The 18758-nt window shown below is 72.5% G+C and carries 16 protein-coding genes and 2 pseudogenes; 11 read left to right on the forward strand and 7 right to left on the reverse strand.

Translation table 11 applies throughout. The features are described 5' to 3' along the window. Positions 1–16: 16 nt before the first annotated feature. Both UW392_RS12420 and UW392_RS12425 read right to left on the reverse strand, forming a co-directional pair. Positions 17–763, reverse strand: coding sequence for an anti-sigma factor (locus UW392_RS12420; RefSeq protein ID WP_320774988.1), 747 nt, complete (start codon positions 761–763; stop codon positions 17–19). Then, positions 760–1344 carry a sigma-70 family RNA polymerase sigma factor gene (locus UW392_RS12425; protein WP_320774989.1) on the reverse strand — a complete coding sequence of 195 codons (585 nt, stop codon included), beginning with the start codon at positions 1342–1344 and terminating at the stop codon, positions 760–762. The genes UW392_RS12420 and UW392_RS12425 overlap by 4 nt, the downstream gene beginning before the upstream one ends. Before the next feature lie 388 nt (positions 1345–1732). On the opposite strand from UW392_RS12425, the gene UW392_RS12430 reads away from it, so the two are divergent. From UW392_RS12430 to UW392_RS12440, 3 genes are all read left to right on the forward strand, one after another. Next, complete coding sequence (locus tag UW392_RS12430; protein ID WP_320774990.1) at positions 1733–2404, forward strand: class I SAM-dependent methyltransferase; 672 nt, start codon at positions 1733–1735, stop codon at positions 2402–2404. Between the two features lie 76 nt (positions 2405–2480). After that, positions 2481–3143, forward strand: coding sequence for a sigma-70 family RNA polymerase sigma factor (locus UW392_RS12435; protein ID WP_320774991.1), 663 nt, complete (start codon positions 2481–2483; stop codon positions 3141–3143). Then, positions 3140–4270 carry a CU044_5270 family protein gene (locus UW392_RS12440; protein WP_320774992.1) on the forward strand — a complete coding sequence of 377 codons (1131 nt, stop codon included), beginning with the start codon at positions 3140–3142 and terminating at the stop codon, positions 4268–4270. Before UW392_RS12435 ends, UW392_RS12440 begins: the two co-directional genes overlap by 4 nt. A gap of 175 nt (positions 4271–4445) precedes the next feature. Here UW392_RS12440 and UW392_RS12445 read toward each other — a convergent pair whose 3' ends face one another. Further along, positions 4446–5597 carry an acyltransferase gene (locus tag UW392_RS12445; protein ID WP_320775004.1) on the reverse strand — a complete coding sequence of 384 codons (1152 nt, stop codon included), beginning with the start codon at positions 5595–5597 and terminating at the stop codon, positions 4446–4448. Between the two features lie 256 nt (positions 5598–5853). Further along, positions 5854–6792, reverse strand: a pseudogene (locus tag UW392_RS12450) (NAD(P)-dependent oxidoreductase); the annotation flags it as partial. Between the two features lie 286 nt (positions 6793–7078). On the opposite strand from UW392_RS12450, the gene UW392_RS12455 reads away from it, so the two are divergent. Continuing rightward, on the forward strand, positions 7079–8566 hold the full coding sequence (locus UW392_RS12455) for an MFS transporter (protein ID WP_320774993.1): 1488 nt from the start codon (positions 7079–7081) through the stop codon (positions 8564–8566). 104 nt (positions 8567–8670) lie between these two features. Here the strand turns inward: UW392_RS12455 and UW392_RS12460 are convergent. Then, positions 8671–9077, reverse strand: a pseudogene (locus UW392_RS12460) (hypothetical protein); the annotation flags it as partial. 299 nt (positions 9078–9376) lie between these two features. On the opposite strand from UW392_RS12460, the gene ctaD reads away from it, so the two are divergent. The 4 genes from ctaD (at position 9377) to UW392_RS12480 (ending at position 13468) form a co-directional block, all read left to right on the forward strand. Next, positions 9377–11095, forward strand: a complete 1719-nt coding sequence (gene ctaD / locus UW392_RS12465; RefSeq protein WP_320774994.1) for a cytochrome c oxidase subunit I — start codon at positions 9377–9379, stop codon at positions 11093–11095. Next, complete coding sequence (locus tag UW392_RS12470) at positions 11092–11559, forward strand: hypothetical protein (protein ID WP_320774995.1); 468 nt, start codon at positions 11092–11094, stop codon at positions 11557–11559. The genes ctaD and UW392_RS12470 overlap by 4 nt, the downstream gene beginning before the upstream one ends. A gap of 111 nt (positions 11560–11670) precedes the next feature. Then, positions 11671–12870 (forward strand): hypothetical protein, encoded by a 1200-nt coding sequence (locus UW392_RS12475; RefSeq protein ID WP_320774996.1) that lies wholly within the window; start codon positions 11671–11673, stop codon positions 12868–12870. A gap of 10 nt (positions 12871–12880) precedes the next feature. Continuing rightward, positions 12881–13468 (forward strand): hemerythrin domain-containing protein, encoded by a 588-nt coding sequence (locus UW392_RS12480; RefSeq protein WP_320774997.1) that lies wholly within the window; start codon positions 12881–12883, stop codon positions 13466–13468. Positions 13469–13517: 49 nt separating this feature from the next. On the opposite strand, the gene UW392_RS12485 is transcribed toward UW392_RS12480, so the two are convergent. Both UW392_RS12485 and UW392_RS12490 read right to left on the reverse strand, forming a co-directional pair. Beyond that, a complete protein-coding gene (locus tag UW392_RS12485) occupies positions 13518–13973 on the reverse strand; it encodes a hypothetical protein (RefSeq protein WP_320774998.1) in 456 nt (151 codons plus the stop codon). A 71-nt stretch (positions 13974–14044) separates the two neighbouring features. After that, a complete protein-coding gene (locus tag UW392_RS12490) occupies positions 14045–14500 on the reverse strand; it encodes a nuclear transport factor 2 family protein (RefSeq protein WP_320775005.1) in 456 nt (151 codons plus the stop codon). A 173-nt stretch (positions 14501–14673) separates the two neighbouring features. Here UW392_RS12490 and UW392_RS12495 point away from each other — a divergent pair, with 173 nt between their 5' ends. The 3 genes from UW392_RS12495 to UW392_RS12505 all read left to right on the forward strand — a co-directional run. Continuing rightward, positions 14674–15651: an adenylyl-sulfate kinase gene (locus UW392_RS12495; protein ID WP_320774999.1), complete on the forward strand. Its 978-nt coding sequence runs from the start codon at positions 14674–14676 to the stop codon at positions 15649–15651. A gap of 104 nt (positions 15652–15755) precedes the next feature. Next, the gene (locus UW392_RS12500; RefSeq protein ID WP_320775000.1) at positions 15756–16148 is read left to right on the forward strand and encodes an SCO5389 family protein; all 393 of its coding nucleotides are present in this window, start codon (positions 15756–15758) and stop codon (positions 16146–16148) included. Between the two features lie 136 nt (positions 16149–16284). Further along, positions 16285–18758 (forward strand): SpoIIE family protein phosphatase (locus UW392_RS12505; protein WP_320775001.1); only part of this gene is annotated, 2474 nt, incomplete at its 3' end.

Genomic DNA, 18758 nt, shown 5'->3' on the forward strand with positions numbered 1-18758 from the left:
TCCGCGGCTTCGGGTCTCAGGCCGGCAGCGTCACCAGCGCCAGGGGCGCGGTGGTGGGGCGGGCCGAACCTCCCGCCGGTTCCACCGTGATGCCCACGGCCGAGGCGGAGTTCGGGGAACCGGTCAGCAGGACCGCCTGGGTGGTGCGGTGCGCGTCCATCAGGCCCGCCGGCCGCATGGTGCCGTCCACGTCGTACCAGAGCTGGTAGACCTTGCCGCGCGGCGGCGCGGACATGCCGGAGGCCACCAGGAGGGCCTTGTCGCGGGCGGCGGAGAGGACGAGTGAGGCGTCGGCCCCGCCGTCGAGCGGGACGCGCCGGGTGACGGCGTCGGGCGCGCCGAGTACGGCGATCAGCTCGTCCGTCGCCTGCCGTGCCCGCCGTGCCTCGGTCGCGGTGTCCTCGGCCCGGCGGTGCTCCCCCACGGTGACGCCGCCCAGCCCGACGGCCAGTGCGAGGCAGGCGGCCGCCACCAGCCGGGGCATCCTCCGCCGGAACGTCCCGGCCGGCCGGGGCGCGCGGGTGTGCGGTGAGACCTGCCGGACCGTCGCGGCCCGCCGCAGGACGTCCCGCTTCATGTCGGGGCGCGGGGTCACCGCGACGGCCGCCGCGAGCTTCGCGGTGGTGGCGGTGAACTCGGCCACCTCCTGGGCGCACGGCCGGCAGGCGCTCAAGTGCCGGGTGAAGCGGGCGCGTTCCTCGTCCGACAGGGCGTGCAGGGCGTAGGCGCCGGTGAGGGTGTGCAGGTCGGCGTCGGCGGTCATGCGCTCACTCCCAGGCAGTCACGCAACCGGATCAGCCCGTCGCGCAGACGGGTTTTCACCGTTCCCAGCGGAACGGACAACTGGGCGGCCACCTCGCGGTAGGTGAGCCCCCGGTAGTAGGCGAGCGTGACGGACTGGCGTTGCAGCTCCGTGAGCGCCCGCAGGCAGCGGCGTACCTGCTCACGTTCCAGCCGGTGCTCGACCTGCTCGGTCACCTCGTCGTACTCGGGCACCCGGTCCAGCAGCGCCGCCTTGTGGTCCCGGGCCGTCGCCGCCTCCACCGAACGGACCCGGTCGACGGCCCGCCGGTGGGCGAGGGTGAGCACCCAGTTCATGACGGTGCCGCGCTCGGGCCGGTACCGGGGTGCGGTGCGCCACACCTCCACCAGCACCTCCTGGGCGACCTCCTCCGACTGCGCCACATCGCGCAGCACCGCGCGGACCACGCCCAGCACGGGGGCCACGGCGGCGTCGTACAGGGACGCGAAGGCGTCGCCGTCCCCGCAGGCCACCGCCCGCATCAGGGACTGCAGGTCCGGTTGCCGCGCCGGGGCCCGGCCGATGAACACGGGTTCTTCCACCAATTCCGTCCTTGTCCGAGCGAGGCGGCCGGCGAACACGGTCGCGTGTGGCAAGCCGTACCACCGCACCGCGGAACCGCACCCGGCGCCACGCGAACGGCGGCGCCGGGGCACCTCTCGTCATGCATCACATAGGAAATCCGGTCCTGGGAGGCGGAAGGATTGCTCCTGACCGGCGATTTCTGCCGGCCGGGCCCTAGGGCCTGTTGCGAAAGTCCCGTCGTCCGCCCGAAGGGCGGGCCGGGCGGCGTCAGGTGCGTGCTCTCGCCGTGCCGGGCCCAGATCCTCGTACTGGATGTACTCGGGTCTGGGCCCGGTGCGGCGAGAGTGCGTGCATGGCGTCGCCCGGCAGGCGGGACTTTCGCAACAGGCCCTAGTCTCCTCGCTCATGACCGGACTCTCCTCGCACCTCCGTGCGACAGCCGAGGCCTACGACGCCGTCGCCGTCCTCTACGCGGACCTGTTCCGTGACGTGCTCGACACCCTTCCCCTGGACCGCGCGGTCCTCGCCGCCTTCGCCGAGCTGGTGCGGGGCTCCGGTGCCGGTGCCGATGCCGATGCCGATGCCGATGCCGGTCCCGTCGCCGAGCTGGGGTGCGGTCCCGGGCCGGTGACGGCGCACCTGCGGGACCTGGGGCTGGACGTCTTCGGCGTCGACCTGTCGCCGGTGATGGTCGGACTCGCCCGCGAGGCCTACCCGGACCTGCGGTTCGCGGTCGGCGACATGGGCGCCCTGGACCTGGAGGACGGTGCGCTGCGGGGCGTCGTGTCCTGGTACTCGCTCATTCATGTGCCACCCCGGGAAGTGCCCGGGTACCTCGCGGAGTTCGGGCGGGTGCTCGCGCCCGGCGGCCACCTCCTGCTCGGGTTCTTCGAGGCGGAGGGCGAGCCGGTGACGGCGTTCGACCACAAGGTGACGACCGCCTACCGGTGGCCGATCGACGAGCTGGCGGGGCAGGCCCGCGAGGCCGGGTTCGTCGAGGTCGGCCGGATGCTGCGTGAGCCGGGCCCGCAGGAACGGTTCCGCCAGGGGCGGCTGGTGATGCGCAGGGAGGAGTGACTGCCCGGGGCGAAGTGGCGCAGGTCACGGGAAGCCGGTCGGCGGTGTCGGACAGCTCATGAAGGTGAGCACTCATATGCGAACCCGGGTCCGGGCCGGGGAATCGAGCGCGTTCGCGGAGCTTTTCGACAGTTGCGCACGCGCGGTCTACAACCATGCCTTCCGGCTGACCGCCGACTGGTCGACGGCCGAGGACGTCATGGCCGCGACGTTCCTGGAGGCGTGGCGGCTGCGCGACCGGGTCGACCCCGAGGGCGGTTCTCTGCGGCCCTGGCTCCTGGGCATCGCCACCAACACCGCGCGCAACCAGTACCGGAGCAACCGGCGGTACCGGGCCGCGGCCACGGCCGCCGCGGCGGCCGAGCTGTCGGTGCCCGACCATGCCGAGGAGGTGGCCGACCGGGTCGACGACCGGCGGCGGCTGGCCACGGCCCTCACCGCGCTCGCCTCGCTGCGCAGGCCGGAGCGCGAGGTCGTGGCGCTCTGCCTGGGAGAGGGCCTGGACTACGCGGCCGCGGCGGAGGCCCTCGGCATCCCGGAGGGCACCGTCGCGTCCCGCCTCTCCCGGGCCCGCAGGAAGCTGCGGGCGCTCGCCGCCGAGGAGGAACCGGCCCGCCCGGCAGCGCCGGAGGCACCGTTCGGGAAAGTGGGCGGAGAACGGGAAGGCGGCCGTCCGCGCCGACAGAGAAGAGGTGATCACACCCACGTGATCCGGCCCGCGCAGGGAGGAAACCGATGAACGCGAACACGTCCCGGCAGAGTCCGGCCGCCGCGCGGGAGGACGGCGCACAGCTGCTGTCCCGGACGGCGCGCGACCTGCCGGCGGGCCGCCACGAGTTCCACAAGGAGCGTCTGATGGCCCGTATCCATGACATGCAGCAGGTCCAGGACGTGCGGCAGGGAGAACGCACGGCGGCCCCGGCCCCGCGCACGGCGCGGCGGCTGCGACTGCCGCGTCCGGCGGTCGCCCTGCCCGCCATCGCCGCCGCCCTGGCCACGGCGGTCGTCGTCGGCGTGGTGCTGGCCGGCGGTGGTGGCGGGGCCGGGGACGGCGGCGTCGCCACCGGGCCGGTCCTGACCACCCGGGTCGGGACCGCGACCACCGAGGGGGTGCCGCGGCTGCTCGACGAGATCTCGCTGGCGGCCGCCGAGGCGCCGCACCCGGCCGTCGGGCCCGGCCAGTACCTCTACGTCGAGTCCATGACGGCCGACACCTTCCTGCGGACCGTCGACGACGAGACCACGGTGGCCGGCCACGCACTGCACCGCCGCCAGGTCTGGATGTCACCCGACGGCACCGAGGGCTGGCTGATCGACCCCGCCGTCAACGACAGCCCCGAGGGGGAGACCCTGAGCCTGCCGGACGAGCAGGGCAACACCCCGGTCGCCGGGCTCAACAACCCCTCGTACGACTACCTGGCGCAGCTGACCACCGACCCCGACAAACTGCTCGCCCTCATCTACGAGGAGACCGAGGGCCAGGGCAACTCCCCCGACCAGCAGGCGTTCAGCACCATCGGCGACCTGCTCGGCGAGAGCTACCCGCCGGCGGGGCTGTACTCGGCCCTGTTCCGGACCGCCGCGAAGATTCCCGGTGTCGTCGTCGTACCGGACGCGGAGGACGCGGCGGGGCGGCGCGGGGTGGCGGTGGCCCGGCTGGACGAGGCCAGCGGGCAACGCGAGGAATGGATCTTCGACGAGAAGACGCATGTCTTCCTGGGTTCGCGCATCGTGCAGGTGCGGAAGAACAGCGGGGTGGACGGCCTGATCGAGCCCGGTACGGTGACCTTCACCAGTGCCGTCATGAAGCGGGCCGTCGTCGACGGCATCAAGCAGACCCCGCCGTCGCCGTCACAGACCGGCTGAGAGCCTGTGGCACGTCCCGGCCGGGCCGGGTGCACAACGAGGCGGAGGCCCGGTGGAATCGTCCACCGGGCCTCCGCCCCACTTCGGGTCAGGCGCTGCCCGCGGCCTTGCGGCGGCGTACGGCATTCTCCCGTGACCCATGTCACCTCGGGCAGCGGTGACCGCCGTCGCCGTCTCAGCCCAGCCAGCGGGACAGCCCCAGCCGCGTCCACCCCAGGGCGGCGGCGAACGACAGCACCACCGTGGCCAGCGTCAGCACGACGAGCGTGCCCGCGGCGGCCGGCCCGCCCGCGTCCGCCGACACCACGTGCGGGGCGAGGACCTCCAGGAACAGCAGGTGCACCAGATAGGCACCGAAGGAGACCCCGGCGAGCCTGCCCAGCAGCGGACGGAACCGCTCGGGCACCCGGACGCGGTTGAGGGCCATCAGCAGGGTTCCCGCCAGCAGGGCCACCACGACCGCCGCGTACGGGCTCGGGTAGCTCACCTGGTACTCGTACACGGCCACCGCGCCCCACGCGCACAGCCCGCCGGCCAGCCACAGCAGCCGGCGCCGCCGGCCGGCGACCGCGGAGCGCGGCAGCGACAGCAGGACGGCTCCGGCGATCGCGTACGCGACCTGGTAGGCGCTGAACCGCCAGGCGAACGGGGGGAGGGAGAGGTCGAGTTGCTCGGCGAGGTCCCCCAGGAGGGACGGTGCGAGGGCCAGTCCCAGGAGGAGCGCGCCGGCGCCCCAGGGCCGCTTGCCGTCCCGCACCAGGAGGATCACCGACAGCAGCAGGATCACCGGTACGTAGGCGTACAGGTACCAGAGGTGGAAGGCGGGCATCACACGGCCGAACAGCGACTCCCACGCGAGCTGCCCCGTGCGGCCGGCGTCCGCGCCCTGCACCAGGTCCCACAGGAGGTAGACGGCCGTCCACACGGCCATCGGCATCACGATGCGCGTCAGCCGCCTGCGGACCTGCCCGCCGTCCCGGGGCGGCGCCCCGGAGAGCACGACCCAGCCGGCGATCGCGAAGAACAGCGGCACGGCGCACCGGCTCAGCGCGTCCCCGACGATCCCGGCCCAGTAGACGGGCGCACCGCCCGAGGGGTCCCGGCCCACGGCCGTCAGGAGCCGGCCCGCGGCGTGGCACAGGACGACACCGAACGCGGCCAGTACGCGGATGAGGTCGATGTCGTACCGGTACTCGCCCCGCGCACGCGGGGCCGGCGGCTCCGCGGCGGAGGCCGGTCTCCCCGCGGCTGTGGAGACCGGTCTCCCTGCGGCGGCGGGGGCAGGGGTGCCTACGGACTGGGTGGCGGTGAGCGGCTCGGCGGCGATGGGTGGTCACTCCCGGGGTGGTCGCGCGGGCCCGCCGGTGACCGGCCGGGCCCGGGGATCGAGGGCCTGTGTCGCACGCACCCGCAGCCGCGGCGCCGCGCGGCGCACGTCGCTGCAGGCTAAGCGAACACGTGCGAAGCGGAAACCCACTCGGGGCAAACGCCGACCGGGTGTGCGTGCCTCCCCCTGCAACCCCTCCTCGTGACGCGCGCCGCTCCGCGTCACGTGGAGCGGGAGGAGGGAGCGGCAAGACGGGTCACGAGGAGCCGGCGGGCTTCCCGTCCTCCTCGAAGCTCGCGAAGTACGCCGCCGCCATGTCCTCGTCACCGTGGCCCTGCGCCGCGGCCCGGGCCAGGCGCTCCGCGCTCGCCTCCGCGAGGTCGAGGCGGATCCCGTGGGCGCGGCCGGCCTCGACGATCAGACGGGCGTCCTTCTCGGCGGTGCGCACCGCGAAGCTGGGCGGGGACAGGCGGTCCTCGAGGACGAGGCCGGCCTTGGCGCGCAGGTAGCCCATGTCGAGCGGGCCGCCCGCGATGGCGGCGAAGAAGTCCTGCGGGTCCACGCCGAGGGCCTGCGCCAGGGCCAGGACCTCGCCGGTGGCGCTGGTGGCCGCGAGGACCCAGCTGTTGGCGACGAGCTTGAGCCGGGTGGCGGCGGCACCGGCGCCGTCCCGGCCGGTCCACACCGTGCGCGAACCGACCGCGTCGAGGACCGGTGTCACCTGCGGACGGGGCTCGACCGGGCCCGCGGCGAGGACCAGCAGCTCGCCGGCCTCGGCGGGCTGCCGGGTGCCCAGCACGGGCGCGTCGTAGAAGGCCAGTCCGTGCTCGCGGGCGAGGCCGGCCAGTTCGGCGACCGCCTCGAGGCTCGCGGTCGTGGACTGCACCCACGCCGTACCGGGGCCGAGGGCGGGCGCGGCCTCCCGCATCACCTCCAGCACGGCCGCCCCGTCGTACAGCATGGTGAGGATCACATCGGCGCCGCGCACGGCCTCCTCGGGCGTGGCGGCGACCCGGACGCCCTCGGCGGCCAGGGGTTCGGCCCGGTCGCGGGTGCGGTTCCAGGCGCGGACGGCGTGTCCGGCCCGGGCGAGGTTGCGGGCCATCGCGGCACCCATGATCCCGGTGCCCAGGACGCTCACGGTCAGTTGCTCGGTCATGACGTCGGCTCTCTGGTCGGCTGTGCGGTCTGTACGGACGGTCTGTACGGACGGTCTGTACGAGCGGTCTGTACAGGCGGTCTGTACGCGCGGTCACGGAAAAGCCTGCCCTGTCCGCGCCGTACCTGGCGGCTCGGGACCGCCGACGGTCCGGCGTGCCGTACCCGGCGCCCCGCGGCCCGGCGCGCGGGATTCCGCTTGCTTAAGTCAATCAATCCAACCTACATTCAGTCTGCCGCGCCGCGGGCACCCGCCACGGCGCCCGGCACCCACCACCCGCCGACCGGCATCCCCCGTCGACGTCCTACGAAAGGCCCGGCTCATGCCCCCTCCCGTTCCCCGTACCGCCCCCGCCCCCGACGGCGGGCCCGCGGCGCCGCGGGCGAACACCGTCGTCGCGGTGCTGGCCTTCGGCGGCATCGTGGTCTCGCTGATGCAGACCCTGGTGATACCGATCGTTCCGGAGCTGCCGACGCTGCTGGACGCACCGGCTTCGGACACCGCCTGGGCCGTCACCGCCACCCTGCTCGCCGCCGCCGTCGCCACACCGATGACGGGCCGCCTCGGAGACATGTACGGCAAGCGCCGCATGCTCCTGGTCAGCCTGGTCATGCTGGTGGCGGGCTCGGTCACGGCCGCGCTCAGCGACAGCCTGACCCCGATGATCGTCGGGCGTGTCCTGCAGGGCCTCGCCTCCGGTGTCATCCCGCTCGGCATCAGCATCATGCGTGACGAACTGCCCGCCGAACGGCTCGGCTCCGCGACCGCGCTGATGAGCGCCTCGCTCGGGGTCGGCGGCGCCCTCGGTCTGCCCGCCGCCGCGCTGATCGCCGACAACTTCGACTGGCACATGCTGTTCTGGGCCTCCGCGGGCCTCGGCGCCGTCGCCCTCGTCCTCGTGCCCCTGTTCGTACCGGAGTCCCGGGTGCGCTCCGGCGGGCGCTTCGACTTCCTCGGCGGCCTCGGGCTGTCGGCCGCGCTGGTGTGTCTGCTGCTGGCCGTCTCGAAGGGCGCCGACTGGGGCTGGACCAGCGGCACGACGCTCGGCCTGTTCGCCGCGGCCGTCGTCGTCCTGCTGGTGTGGGGCCGGTGGGAGCTGCGCGTGGCGGAGCCCCTGGTGGACCTGCGGGCCACGGCGCGCCGTCAGGTGCTGGTCACCAACCTGGCCTCGATCGCCGTCGGCTTCTCGATGTTCGCGATGTCCCTCGTCATCCCGCAGCTCCTGCAGTTGCCCGAGGCGACCGGTTACGGTCTGGGGCAGTCGCTGCTGGCGGCCGGTCTGGTCATGGCCCCGTCCGGCCTGGTCATGATGGCCACCGCCCCGGTCTCCGCCGCCGTCACCAAGGCCAGGGGCCCCAAGGTGACCCTGATGATCGGCGCCCTGATCGTGGCGGCCGGGTACGGGCTGAACATCCTGCTGATGGCGGAGGTCTGGCACTTCGTCCTGGTCTCCTGTGTCATCGGCGCCGGCATCGGCTTCACGTACGGCTCGATGCCCGCGCTCATCATGGGGGCCGTGCCCGCGTCCGAGACGGCCGCCGCGAACAGCTTCAACACGCTGATGCGGTCCATCGGCACCTCGACCGCGAGCGCGGTCGCCGGCGTGATCCTCGCCCAGATGACCACGTCCTTCGGCGCCGTGGCGCTGCCCTCGCAGAACGGCTTCCGCACGGTGCTGGCGATCGGCGCCGGCGCCGCCCTCCTCGCGTTCGCCGTCGCCGCGTTCATCCCGCGCCCGCGGGTGGGCGCCGCCGGGACGGTGGGTTCGGAGGCGGTGGTGGAGGCGGCCGCCTCCACCTCCGCCCGGTGACCTGACATCTGCGGACGCCCGGTACGCCGTACGTCGGCTGCTGGTCCGTCGTGGCTGGTCGCGCAGTTCCCCGCGCCCCTGGAAGGGGGCGCGGGGTGGCCTCCCTACGGCCCGTACCGCGGCTTCGGGTGCCGCCAGAAGTCGCGCAGCATCCACTTGTCGAACTCGGTGATGCTCGTCGCGCTGCCCGCCTTCATCAGGAAGCAGCACCGGCCGGTGGGCGACCAGTCGTAGAAGTCGTCCAGGCCGAAGGTGTGGCCGACCTCGCGCACTGGGGCGCGCCGCCGCTGTCGAGGACGTCGGCGTGGATGTCGACGGAGCCGTCGGTCCACCGGAGGGTCGAGCGGTTCTTGACCGCCCAGCCGACGACGTTGACCTGCACGTGCGTGTAGGGCCAGGCGTTGTGGCCCACGCCGTTGTCCCCCATGGCGGACATCCACTTCCCGAACTGCTTCTTCGGCGAGGCGTGGACGCGGTCGCGCAGCGCGGTGCTCACCGGGGCGTCGGACTCCCCGGACCAGGCCGGACGGCGGGTTCCACTGGTCGGCGGCGACTTCCGCGCGCGGGGTGACGGCGGCGGCCAGGTCGCCCTTCCGGGCCGCTCACCCTCCCCCTTTCGGGCGATCGTGACGCGTGGTTCCGGTCCCGCCGTCCCGCGCACCCCGCCCCGGTCGCCCGGCGCCCGACACGGAGACCCGTCCGGTGGATAGGCGTGCACCGTTTGCCGTTTTCCTTAATCTTTGACGCGTCAAGTGGCGGTTTAGTGCGTTAACTGGCTTCTTGTCGACCTACGAACGATGAGGGAAGTTGATGGCTGCACAAACGGAGCCGGTCACGCTGGTGCCGGTCGAGGGACCCCGCGGCAGGGGCCGCGTCGTGGTCGACTGGCTGACGACGACGGACCACAAGAAGATCGGCAACCTGTACCTGGCCACCTCGTTCGTCTTCTTCCTGTTCGGCGGCGCGCTGGCGCTGCTGATCCGGGCGGAGCTGGCCCGGCCCGGGCTGCAGATCCTCTCCAACGAGCAGTACAACCAGTCGTTCACCATGCACGGCACGGTGATGCTGCTGCTGTTCGCCACCCCGAGCTTCGCCGGCTTCGCCAACGCGATCATGCCGCTGCAGATCGGCGCCCCGGACGTCGCCTTCCCCCGGCTGAACATGTTCGCGTACTGGCTGTTCCTGTTCGGCAGCCTGATCGTGCTGATCAGCTACCTCACCCCCCAGGGCGCCGCCGACTTCGGCTGGACCGCCTACCCCCCGCTCAGCCACGGGGAGCACACCCCTTACGTCGGCGGTGATCTGTGGATCATGGGCCTTGGCATGTCCGGATTCGGCACCATCCTCGGCGGCGTCAACTTCATCACCACGATCATCTGTATGCGCGCCCCCGGCATGACCATGTTCCGCCTGCCGATCTTCACCTGGAACGTGCTGCTGACCTCGGTGCTCGTACTGCTGGCCTTCCCGGTGCTGGCCGCGGCCCTGTTCGCGCTGGAGGTGGACCGCAAGTTCGGCGCCCACATCTTCGCCCCGGAGAACGGCGGCCCGCTGCTGTGGCAGCACCTGTTCTGGTTCTTCGGCCATCCGGAGGTCTACATCCTGGCGCTGCCGTTCTTCGGCATCGTCAGCGAGGTCATCCCGGTCTTCGCCCGCAAGCCGATCTTCGGCTACATGGGCCTGGTGGGCGCCACCATCGCCATCACCGGGCTCTCCGCGACCGTGTGGGCCCACCACATGTTCGCCACCGGCGGGGTGCTGCTGCCGTTCTTCTCCTTCATGTCCTTCCTGATCGCGGTGCCCACCGGGGTGAAGTTCTTCAACTGGATCGGCACCATGTGGAAGGGCGCCCTGTCCTTCGAGACCCCGATGCTGTGGGCCTGGGGCTTCCTGATCACCTTCCTCTTCGGTGGCCTGACCGGCGTCATCCTGGCCTCGCCGCCGATGGACTGGCACGTCACGGACACCTACTTCGTCGTGGCGCACTTCCACTACGTGGTCTTCGGCACGGTGGTCTTCGCGATGTTCGCCGGCTTCCACTTCTGGTGGCCGAAGCTGACCGGCACGATGCTCGACGAACGCCTGGGGAAGATCCACTTCTGGACGCTGTTCGTCGGCTTCCACACCACCTTCCTGGTGCAGCACTGGCTCGGCGCCGAGGGCATGCCGCGGCGGTACGCGGACTACCTGGCCGCCGACGGGTTCACCGCGCTCAACACCGTCTCCACCATCGGCTCCTTCCTGCTCGGCGCGTCCACACTGCCGTTCCTCTACAACGTGTGGAAGACCGCCAAGTACGGCAGGAAGATCGAGGTCGACGACCCCTGGGGCTACGGACGGTCCCTTGAATGGGCCACCCTCTGCCCCCCGCCGCGCCACAACTTCTGCGTCGTGCCGCGCATCCGCTCGGAGTCGCCCGCCTTCGACCTGCACTGGCCGGCCGTGGCGCAGATGGACATGGCGGAGAACGTCGACCGGCACGACGGAACCGGTGTCGACTTCACCGGACACCGGAGAAACGAGTCATGACCGGTCACCGGCCCGTACCGCCCCACGGCGACCGGTCCGGCGAACCGCCCGGGGGCGAGCCCCTGACCGTATCGGGGGGCGAGCCCCTGACCGTACGCGACCGGTACGGTCCCTCGCCCGCCGACCAGGCCACCGTGCTCGTCAACGAGGTCGAGGGCCACCTCCTCGCCCGGGCCGAACTGGACCGGGCACGGCGCGAGGCCCAGGCCCTGTGCGCCCGGCTGCCGTGGCTGACCGGCGCGCAGGCCGAGGACGTCACCCGGCACTACACCGAACAGCGCCTCGACCTCACCCGCGAGCTGCTGCGCGCCACGATCGCGCGGGCGCGGGAGCTGCGCGGCGAGTACGAGGCCCGCTACGCCACCCTGCGGCGCGGCCTGCTGAGACGCCACGCGGCCTGCGCGTCTGCCGTGCTCGTCTGCGCGGTCGCGGTGGGAGCGGCGCTGTCCACGCTGCCCCGTTGAGACGGGGGCGTCAGGGAGAAGCGGCCGGAACAGCACTGTCGATCCGGCTGAGCGGGGGGACCCGGCCGGGTACGTCCACGGCACTCCACACGGCACCCAGGAGGAAGTCCCATGACGTTCAACCCCCTGCAACAGCGGGGCATCCCGCTCGACCGGCAGCTGCGCAACTGGCGCGAGCTCGACGTCGATCCCATCGATCCGGACCACTGTGACCCCTACACCCGGTGCCGCATCATCACGATGAACGGCATCGAGGTGGAGGCGATCCTGTTCAGCCACCAGCTGGCCAGGCACACCCTCGACCCCGAGATCAAGCGGCAGCTCGCGCGGACCCGGTACATCGAGGCCCAGCAGCAGAAGGTGGTCAACTGGCTGCTGCCGGGCACCTCGTCGGTGCTGGAGACGACGATCGCCTACGAGCAGGTCGCCGTCGACCTGACCGCCTGGGTGGCCCGGATGGAGCCGGACCCGTACCTGAAGCAGGCGTACCAGTTCGGCGTGCTGGAGGACTTCGACCACCTCTACCGGTACGCGAACCTGTACGAGATGATCGAGCACCGCAAGGCCGAGTCGATCGTCGACCAGCTCACCGAGGTCATGCCGGGCCGGCCCACGAAGTTCCACCACCGCGACCCGGTCGACAACGTGCGTGACCCCTACGACCGGACGCGCGTCGACCCGCTCTCCAAGCTGCACGCGCTGACGATCATGTCCAGCGAGCAGCAGACCATGAACTTCTACATGAACACCGGCCCCACGTACATGGAGCCGATCGCCCGCCAGCTGTACCAGGAGATCGGGCTCATCGAGGAGGAGCACGTCACCCACTACGAGTCGCTCGTCGACCAGGGGGAGTCGTGGTGGGAGCAGCTCGTCAACCACGAGTACAACGAGTGCTACCTGTACCACTCCTTCATGGAGCAGGAGTCCGACCCCAAGGTGAAGGCCATCTGGGAGCTGCACCTCAACATGGAGCTGGAGCACCTGCACACCGCCTGCGAGCTGCTGCGCGCCAACGAAGGCCGCGACCCGGAGGAGATCGTCGCCCCGCAGCTGCCCAACGTGCTCACCTTCGAGCCGAACAAGGCCTATCTGCGCGAGCTCCTCGACACCCAGATCGATCTCACCACCCTGGGCGCCGGTTACGTACGCGAGGCGCACGAGCGCTTCGAGCAGATGCAGGCCGCGATCCACGGCGGCGAGGAGCCGCCCAGCGAGCGCGTCATGGCCCAGCACCAGGAGATGTTCGGCCGTGAGTACCGCCTGGTGACCGAGGGCGAGCACCCCGACCCCGCCCTGCGCGAGAAGTGAGGGAGGCACCGTGAGCGACATCCGCACCCCGCAGGCCGGTGACGACCGGGCACCGGACGACGACGTGGTGGACCTGCTGATGCGGCAGCACGGCGACATCCGCAACCTCTTCGACGAGGTCGAGCAGTCCACCGGCGAGACCCGCAAGGAGGCCTTCCACCGCCTGGTACGGCTACTGGCCGTGCACGAGACGGCGGAGGAGGAGGTCGTGCACCCCTTCGCCCGGCGCGCCTTCCCCGGCGGCGAGGGGATCGTCGAGGACCGGCTGGCCGAGGAGCGCGCGGCCAAGGAGACCCTGGCCGCGATGGACGCCATGGACACCGAGGACCCGGAGTTCCTGCCCCGGCTGCTGACCCTGCGCACGGACGTCCAGTCCCACGCCCGGGCGGAGGAGCGCTACGAGTTCACCCATCTGCGCCGCAGCGCCGACGCCGCCCGGCTCGCCACCATGGCGAAGGGTTTGAAGGCGGCCGAGGCCATGGCGCCCACCCGCCCGCACCCGGGGGTCGAGTCCGCGGCCGCCAACGTCGCCCTCGGGCCGGTCGCCGCGTTGATGGACCGGACGAAGGACGCGGTGCGCAGGGCCATGGAGCACTGACCCGGGACGTACGAGCGGCACGGCCGGCGGCGTCCCGCGGTCGTGCCGCTCAGGAGGAGGGCGACGGCGTCCCCGGGGCGGTGCCCCGGGAGGCGCCCAGGTCGCGGACCGTGCCGCCCACCTTCTTCCGCAGTCCTTCCAGCAGCTCCGGCTTCGCGGTGATGGCCCAGCGCGGTCCCACGAGATACCTGCCCCCGTAGACGGACGCGGTGTCGAGCCAGGTGAGCTTGTACTCCTCCGCGGGGAAGGTCGTGATCAGGTAGTCACCCTCCGCGGTCCGGCACACACCCTCGCGCAGTTCGTCCGCCTCGACGCGGATCTCCGCCTCGCACCCGGTCAGCGAGGCGATGACCTCGATCCGCGCGGGGGCCACCACGGTGACGTCCGACGCCTCCCGGGCACCACCGGACTCCGGGGGCGGACCGCCACACCCCGTGGCCGCCGGCAGGAACGCCAGGCAGGCGGCGGCCAGGACCCCGCGCTTCAGTCGCTGCTCGTTCGGCACCGTGCCACTCCGTCTCCGTGTTCCTCGCGCCCTCCCGCAGGGAGTACGTACCGGAGCGGCCGATCACTCACCTACAGCTGATCGCCCCAGCCGCCCTGGAGCATGGTCTGGAACGCCCACCTCCCGTCCCGCCGGACGAGCACGTCGGCGTACCGGAGCCGCTGGGAGTGGCCGTCGGCCGTCGTCGTCGTCGAGTCGGTGAAGACCACGGCCATGGCGGGCGACAGGAAGACGGGCGTACGGGTGGACTCGAAGGTGATGTCCTCGCCGTTCCCCTCCTTCGCCTCCTCGTCCCCGCCCTGCATGACCCGCGTCATCACCTCGACGAACCGCGCCCGGTCCCACTGGGCGGCGCGGCCGTCGCCCGCCGCGTCGTCGCTGACCAGGTTGAGCGGGAACACCGCCAGGTCGGCCATGCGCTCGACGTCCCGCCGCGCGCTGTGCGCGTCGTACTCCGCGAACCAGGCGTCCAGGCTCGCGCGGTCCTCCTCGGTCGGGGCGTGGCCCGTCTCGGGCAGCTGCATCACGGTCATGGTGGTCTCCTGTCGGTCCGGTCCTCGTGGCATGCCCTCCTGTCGGACTAGTCAAACTTGAACAGCAGTCCCGCTCGGACTGGCGGGCGCGCCGTTTCGTAATGGGAACCATTTCCATGTAGCGTGAGCGGCGCCCCAACTCACCAGTCGAAGCAGGTGGTTCAGCCATGCGCGTGGCCTTCGTCGGCAAGGGCGGCAGCGGCAAGACGACCCTGTCCGCGCTCTTCTCCCGTCATCTGGCGGCCTCGGGCGCGCCCGTCGTCGCGATCGACGGCGACATCAACCAGCACCTCGCGTACGCCCTCGGGCTCGACGAGGACGACGCGCTCGCCGCGCCGCCGCTGAGCGCGCGCACCGGCGAGATCAAGGACTACCTGCGCGGTACGAATCCGCGGATCGCCTCGCGGGACGCCATGGTCAAGACGACGCCGGCGGGGAGCGGGTCACGGCTGCTGCGGCTGCTCGGCGACGACGAGATCCACTCCCGGCACGTCCGGCGAGTCGGCGGGGTGCCGTTGATGGTGACCGGCGCCTTCGACGAGAGCGACCTCGGGGTGGCGTGCTACCACTCCAAGCTCGGCGCGGTGGAGCTGTATCTGAACCACCTGGTGGACGGGGCCGGCGAGTACGTCGTCGTCGACATGACGGCCGGCGCCGACGCGTTCGCCTCCGGTCTGTTCACCCGCTTCGACATGACCTTCCTCGTCGTCGAGCCGACCTTGAAGAGCGTCTCCGTCCACCGCCAGTACCGGGAGCACGCCGCCGGGTTCGGCGTCCCGGTCGCGGTCGTCGGCAACAAGATCACCGGCGAGGACGACCTGCTCTTCCTCAAGCACCACGTCGGCGACGACCTGCTGGCGTACTGCGCGCAGTCCCCCTTCGTCCGCGCCCGGGAGCAGGGCCGTGCCACGGGTGACCTGGAACCTCAGAACGCCCTGGCGCTGCGGCAGTTGCGCACGGCCGTCGACGCGCGCGCCAAGGACTGGGACACCTTCCAGCGGCACGCCGTCGCCTTCCACCTGCGCAACGCCTCCGCCTGGGCGAACGAGGCCACCGGGCAGGACCTCGCCGCCCAGGTCGACCCCGCCTTCCGGCACGGCCCCGCGGCGCTCGCCGCCGCCGGGTCCCGCACGGCCGCCGGCTGAGCCGGCCCTCGACCCCGGCCGGTGTCCCGCACGGCATGCACGGCACCGGCCGGTCCGCTCCTGAGAACACGCCCGATGACCCGACAGAACAGGAAGCACCGCTCATGTCGCTCGACGTCTCCCCGCAGTTGCTCGCCGAGGCCGAGAAGGGCGAGGTGCGGGAGCAGGATTTCGTGGACACGGTCCGTACGTCCCTGCCCTACGCCTACGACCTGATCGCCTCGCTGGCGGGTGAACTGCGGTACGGCACCGCCCCGTTCGCCGACAACCGGACCCCGCCGCCGTCCGAGAAGGAGCGCGGCCAGCTGCTGCGGGCCCTCTCCAGCGACGCGATCAGGGGCAGCCTGGAGCGCCACTTCGGTGTCGCCCTCGCCTTCCAGAACTGCCACCGGGTCGCCGTCTTCCCGCCCGAGGCACGCGGCGGTGAGACGTACACCCGCTTCACCTCGGTGCGCTCGCAGCTCCTCAACCAGTCACCGGAGTTCCGCGACTGCTGATTCCGTTCTGCTGCTGATCCCCCACGGCACGCCTCTTCATCGAATCGTGCATCGTCTCGGTCACAAAACGACCGGTCGGTGATCACCCCCGGTGAATAATGGGTCCGGAAGGCGTCTCGGAGCAGAGGGGGTCGCCGTGGGGACCGACAGGGGCAGTGGGGGCGGCGAGGCCGCCCGGCAGCGGTTCGACGTGGCCGACGCCGCGCCGCTGCTGCTCGACGCGCGCGGAACGGTGACGAGCTGGACCCGGGACGCCGAGCGCATCCTCGGCCACCCGGCCGCGGAGGTGCTCGGCAGGAACTTCGGCACGCTCCTGGTACCCGAGGACGCCGGCCGGATCGCCCCGCTCGCCGGGGACCACCGCGGCCGGGGCGGCTGGACCGGCGTGCTCCACGCCCGCCACCGCGGGGGCTGGCGGGTGCGGCTGATGGTCCGGGCCGTGCCCCTGTGGGGCGCCTGGCCCGCGGAGGCGGACCGGGGACCGCGTCCCGACCGGGAGCGGAGACCGGCGCCGGCCGGCGGGGCCGCCCAGTGGGTCGTCCTGCTGTCCGACATGGGTGACGCGCCCGGCTGGGACATGAGCCGCGACGTGCTGGAGAGCATGGTCGTACGGTCGCCCGTCGGCATGGCGATCCTCGACACCGAGCTGCGGTTCGTGTGGTCGAACGCCGCGCTGGAGAAGTTCGGCGGGGGCCCCGCGCACGAGCGGATCGGCCGCCGGCTCGCCGAGGTGCAGCCCGGACTGGACACCGAGCGGCTCGAGGAGCGGATGCGCCACGTCCTCAAGACCGGCGAGCCCGTCGTCGACCTCGAGCACGTCGGCCGGGTGCGGTCGGCGCCGCACCGCGAGACGGCCCACACGCAGTCCTTCACCCGGCTCGACGACGACGAGGGCAACCCCCTCGGCGTGTACTACACGGTCACCGACGTCTCCGAGCGCCACCGCGCCCGGATGCGGATCGCCCTCCTGGACCGGGCCGGCGAACAGATCGGCCGTACCCTCGACGTCGCCCGCACCGCCCAGGAACTGGCCGACGTGGCCGTGTCCGGACTCGCCGACTACGTCGCCGTCGACCTGCTCGACTCCGTGCTGTCGGGCGCCGAGCCCGGACCGGTCCGGGGCGCGGACGCGGTGCCGCTGCGGCGCGCCGGGCAGCGGTCGGTGCACGAGGGCGCGCCCGAGGCCGTCGTCGAGGCCGGCGCCCTGGCCACCTACCTGCCGGGTACGCCTCCCGTGCGCACCCTGGCCGAAGGGGTGCCGTGGTGCCGGTTCCGGCTCGACCCCTCGGCCACGGAGTGGTCGGACACCCGGCCCGGCGGCCGGCGCGCCACCTTCCTCCAGCTCGGCCTGCACAGCGTGCTGATCGTGCCGGTCCGGGCGCGCGGCATCACGCTCGGCATCACCACGTTCTTCCGCGGCGAGAACCGTCCCGAGCCCTTCGACGAGGACGACCTGAGCCTCGCCGAGGAGCTCGTGGCCCGCGCCGCCGTCTGCGTCGACAACGCCCGCCGCTACACCCGCGAACGCAACGCGGCCCTCGTCCTGCAACGCAGCCTCCTGCCGCGCCGGCTGCCCGAGCAGGGCGCCGCGGACGTCGCCGCCTGCTACCGCCCCGCCGACGAACTGACCGGTCTCGGCGGCGACTGGTACGACGTCATACCGCTCCCCGGCGCCCGCGTCGCCCTCGTCGTCGGCGAGGTCGCGGGCCACGGCATCGACGGCGCCGCCGCGATGGGCCGGCTGCGCACCGCCGTACGCACCCTCGCCGACCTCGACCTGCCACCGGAGGAGATCCTCGCCCACCTGGACGACCTGGTCGCCCAGTCCGCCCGGCAGGAGGGCGCGGAACCCTTCCAGGGCGACCTGACGGTCGGGGCGCGCTGTCTGTACGTGGTCCACGACCCGATATCGGGCGCGTGCGTGATGGCCGCCGCCGGGCACCCGCCCCCCGCGCTGGTCGACCCGGAGGGCACGGTCCGCTTCGCGGACGAGCTGCCCGTCGGGCCGCCGCTCGGGGTGGACGGCCCGCCCTTCGCGTCCCTGACCCTGCACCTGCCGCCCGGTACGGTGCTCGCCCTGCACACCGACGGCCTGCTGGCCGGAGCCTCCCCGGCGCTGCTGGGCCGGGCCCTGGAGCGGCCCTCCGGTCCTTCCCTCGACACCCGCTCGCAGGCCGTGGTCGACACCCTGGTCCCGGCCCGGCCGAGCGACGACGTGGTGCTGCTCCTGGCCCGCACCCGAAGGCTCGCGCCCGACCGGGTCGCCGACTGGGACCTGCCGGCCGACCCGGCCCTCGTGGCGCAGGCCCGAAGGACGGCGACGCGGCAGCTCGGCACCTGGGGCCTGGACGACCTGGCGTTCACCACCGAACTGGTGGTCAGCGAACTGGTCACCAACGCGATCCGGCACGCCACCGGACCCATCCGCCTCCGGCTCATCCTGGACCGCACGCTGATCTGCGAGGTCTTCGACGGCGGCGCCACCGCACCCCACCTCCGCCACCCCCGCACCACCGACGAGGGCGGCCGGGGCCTGTTCCTGATCTCCCAGTTCACGCAGCGCTGGGGCACGCGCTTCCTGCCCGAGGGCAAGGTGATCTGGGCGGAGCA

The sequence above is a fragment of the Streptomyces sp. CRN 30 genome (assembly GCF_034105845.1).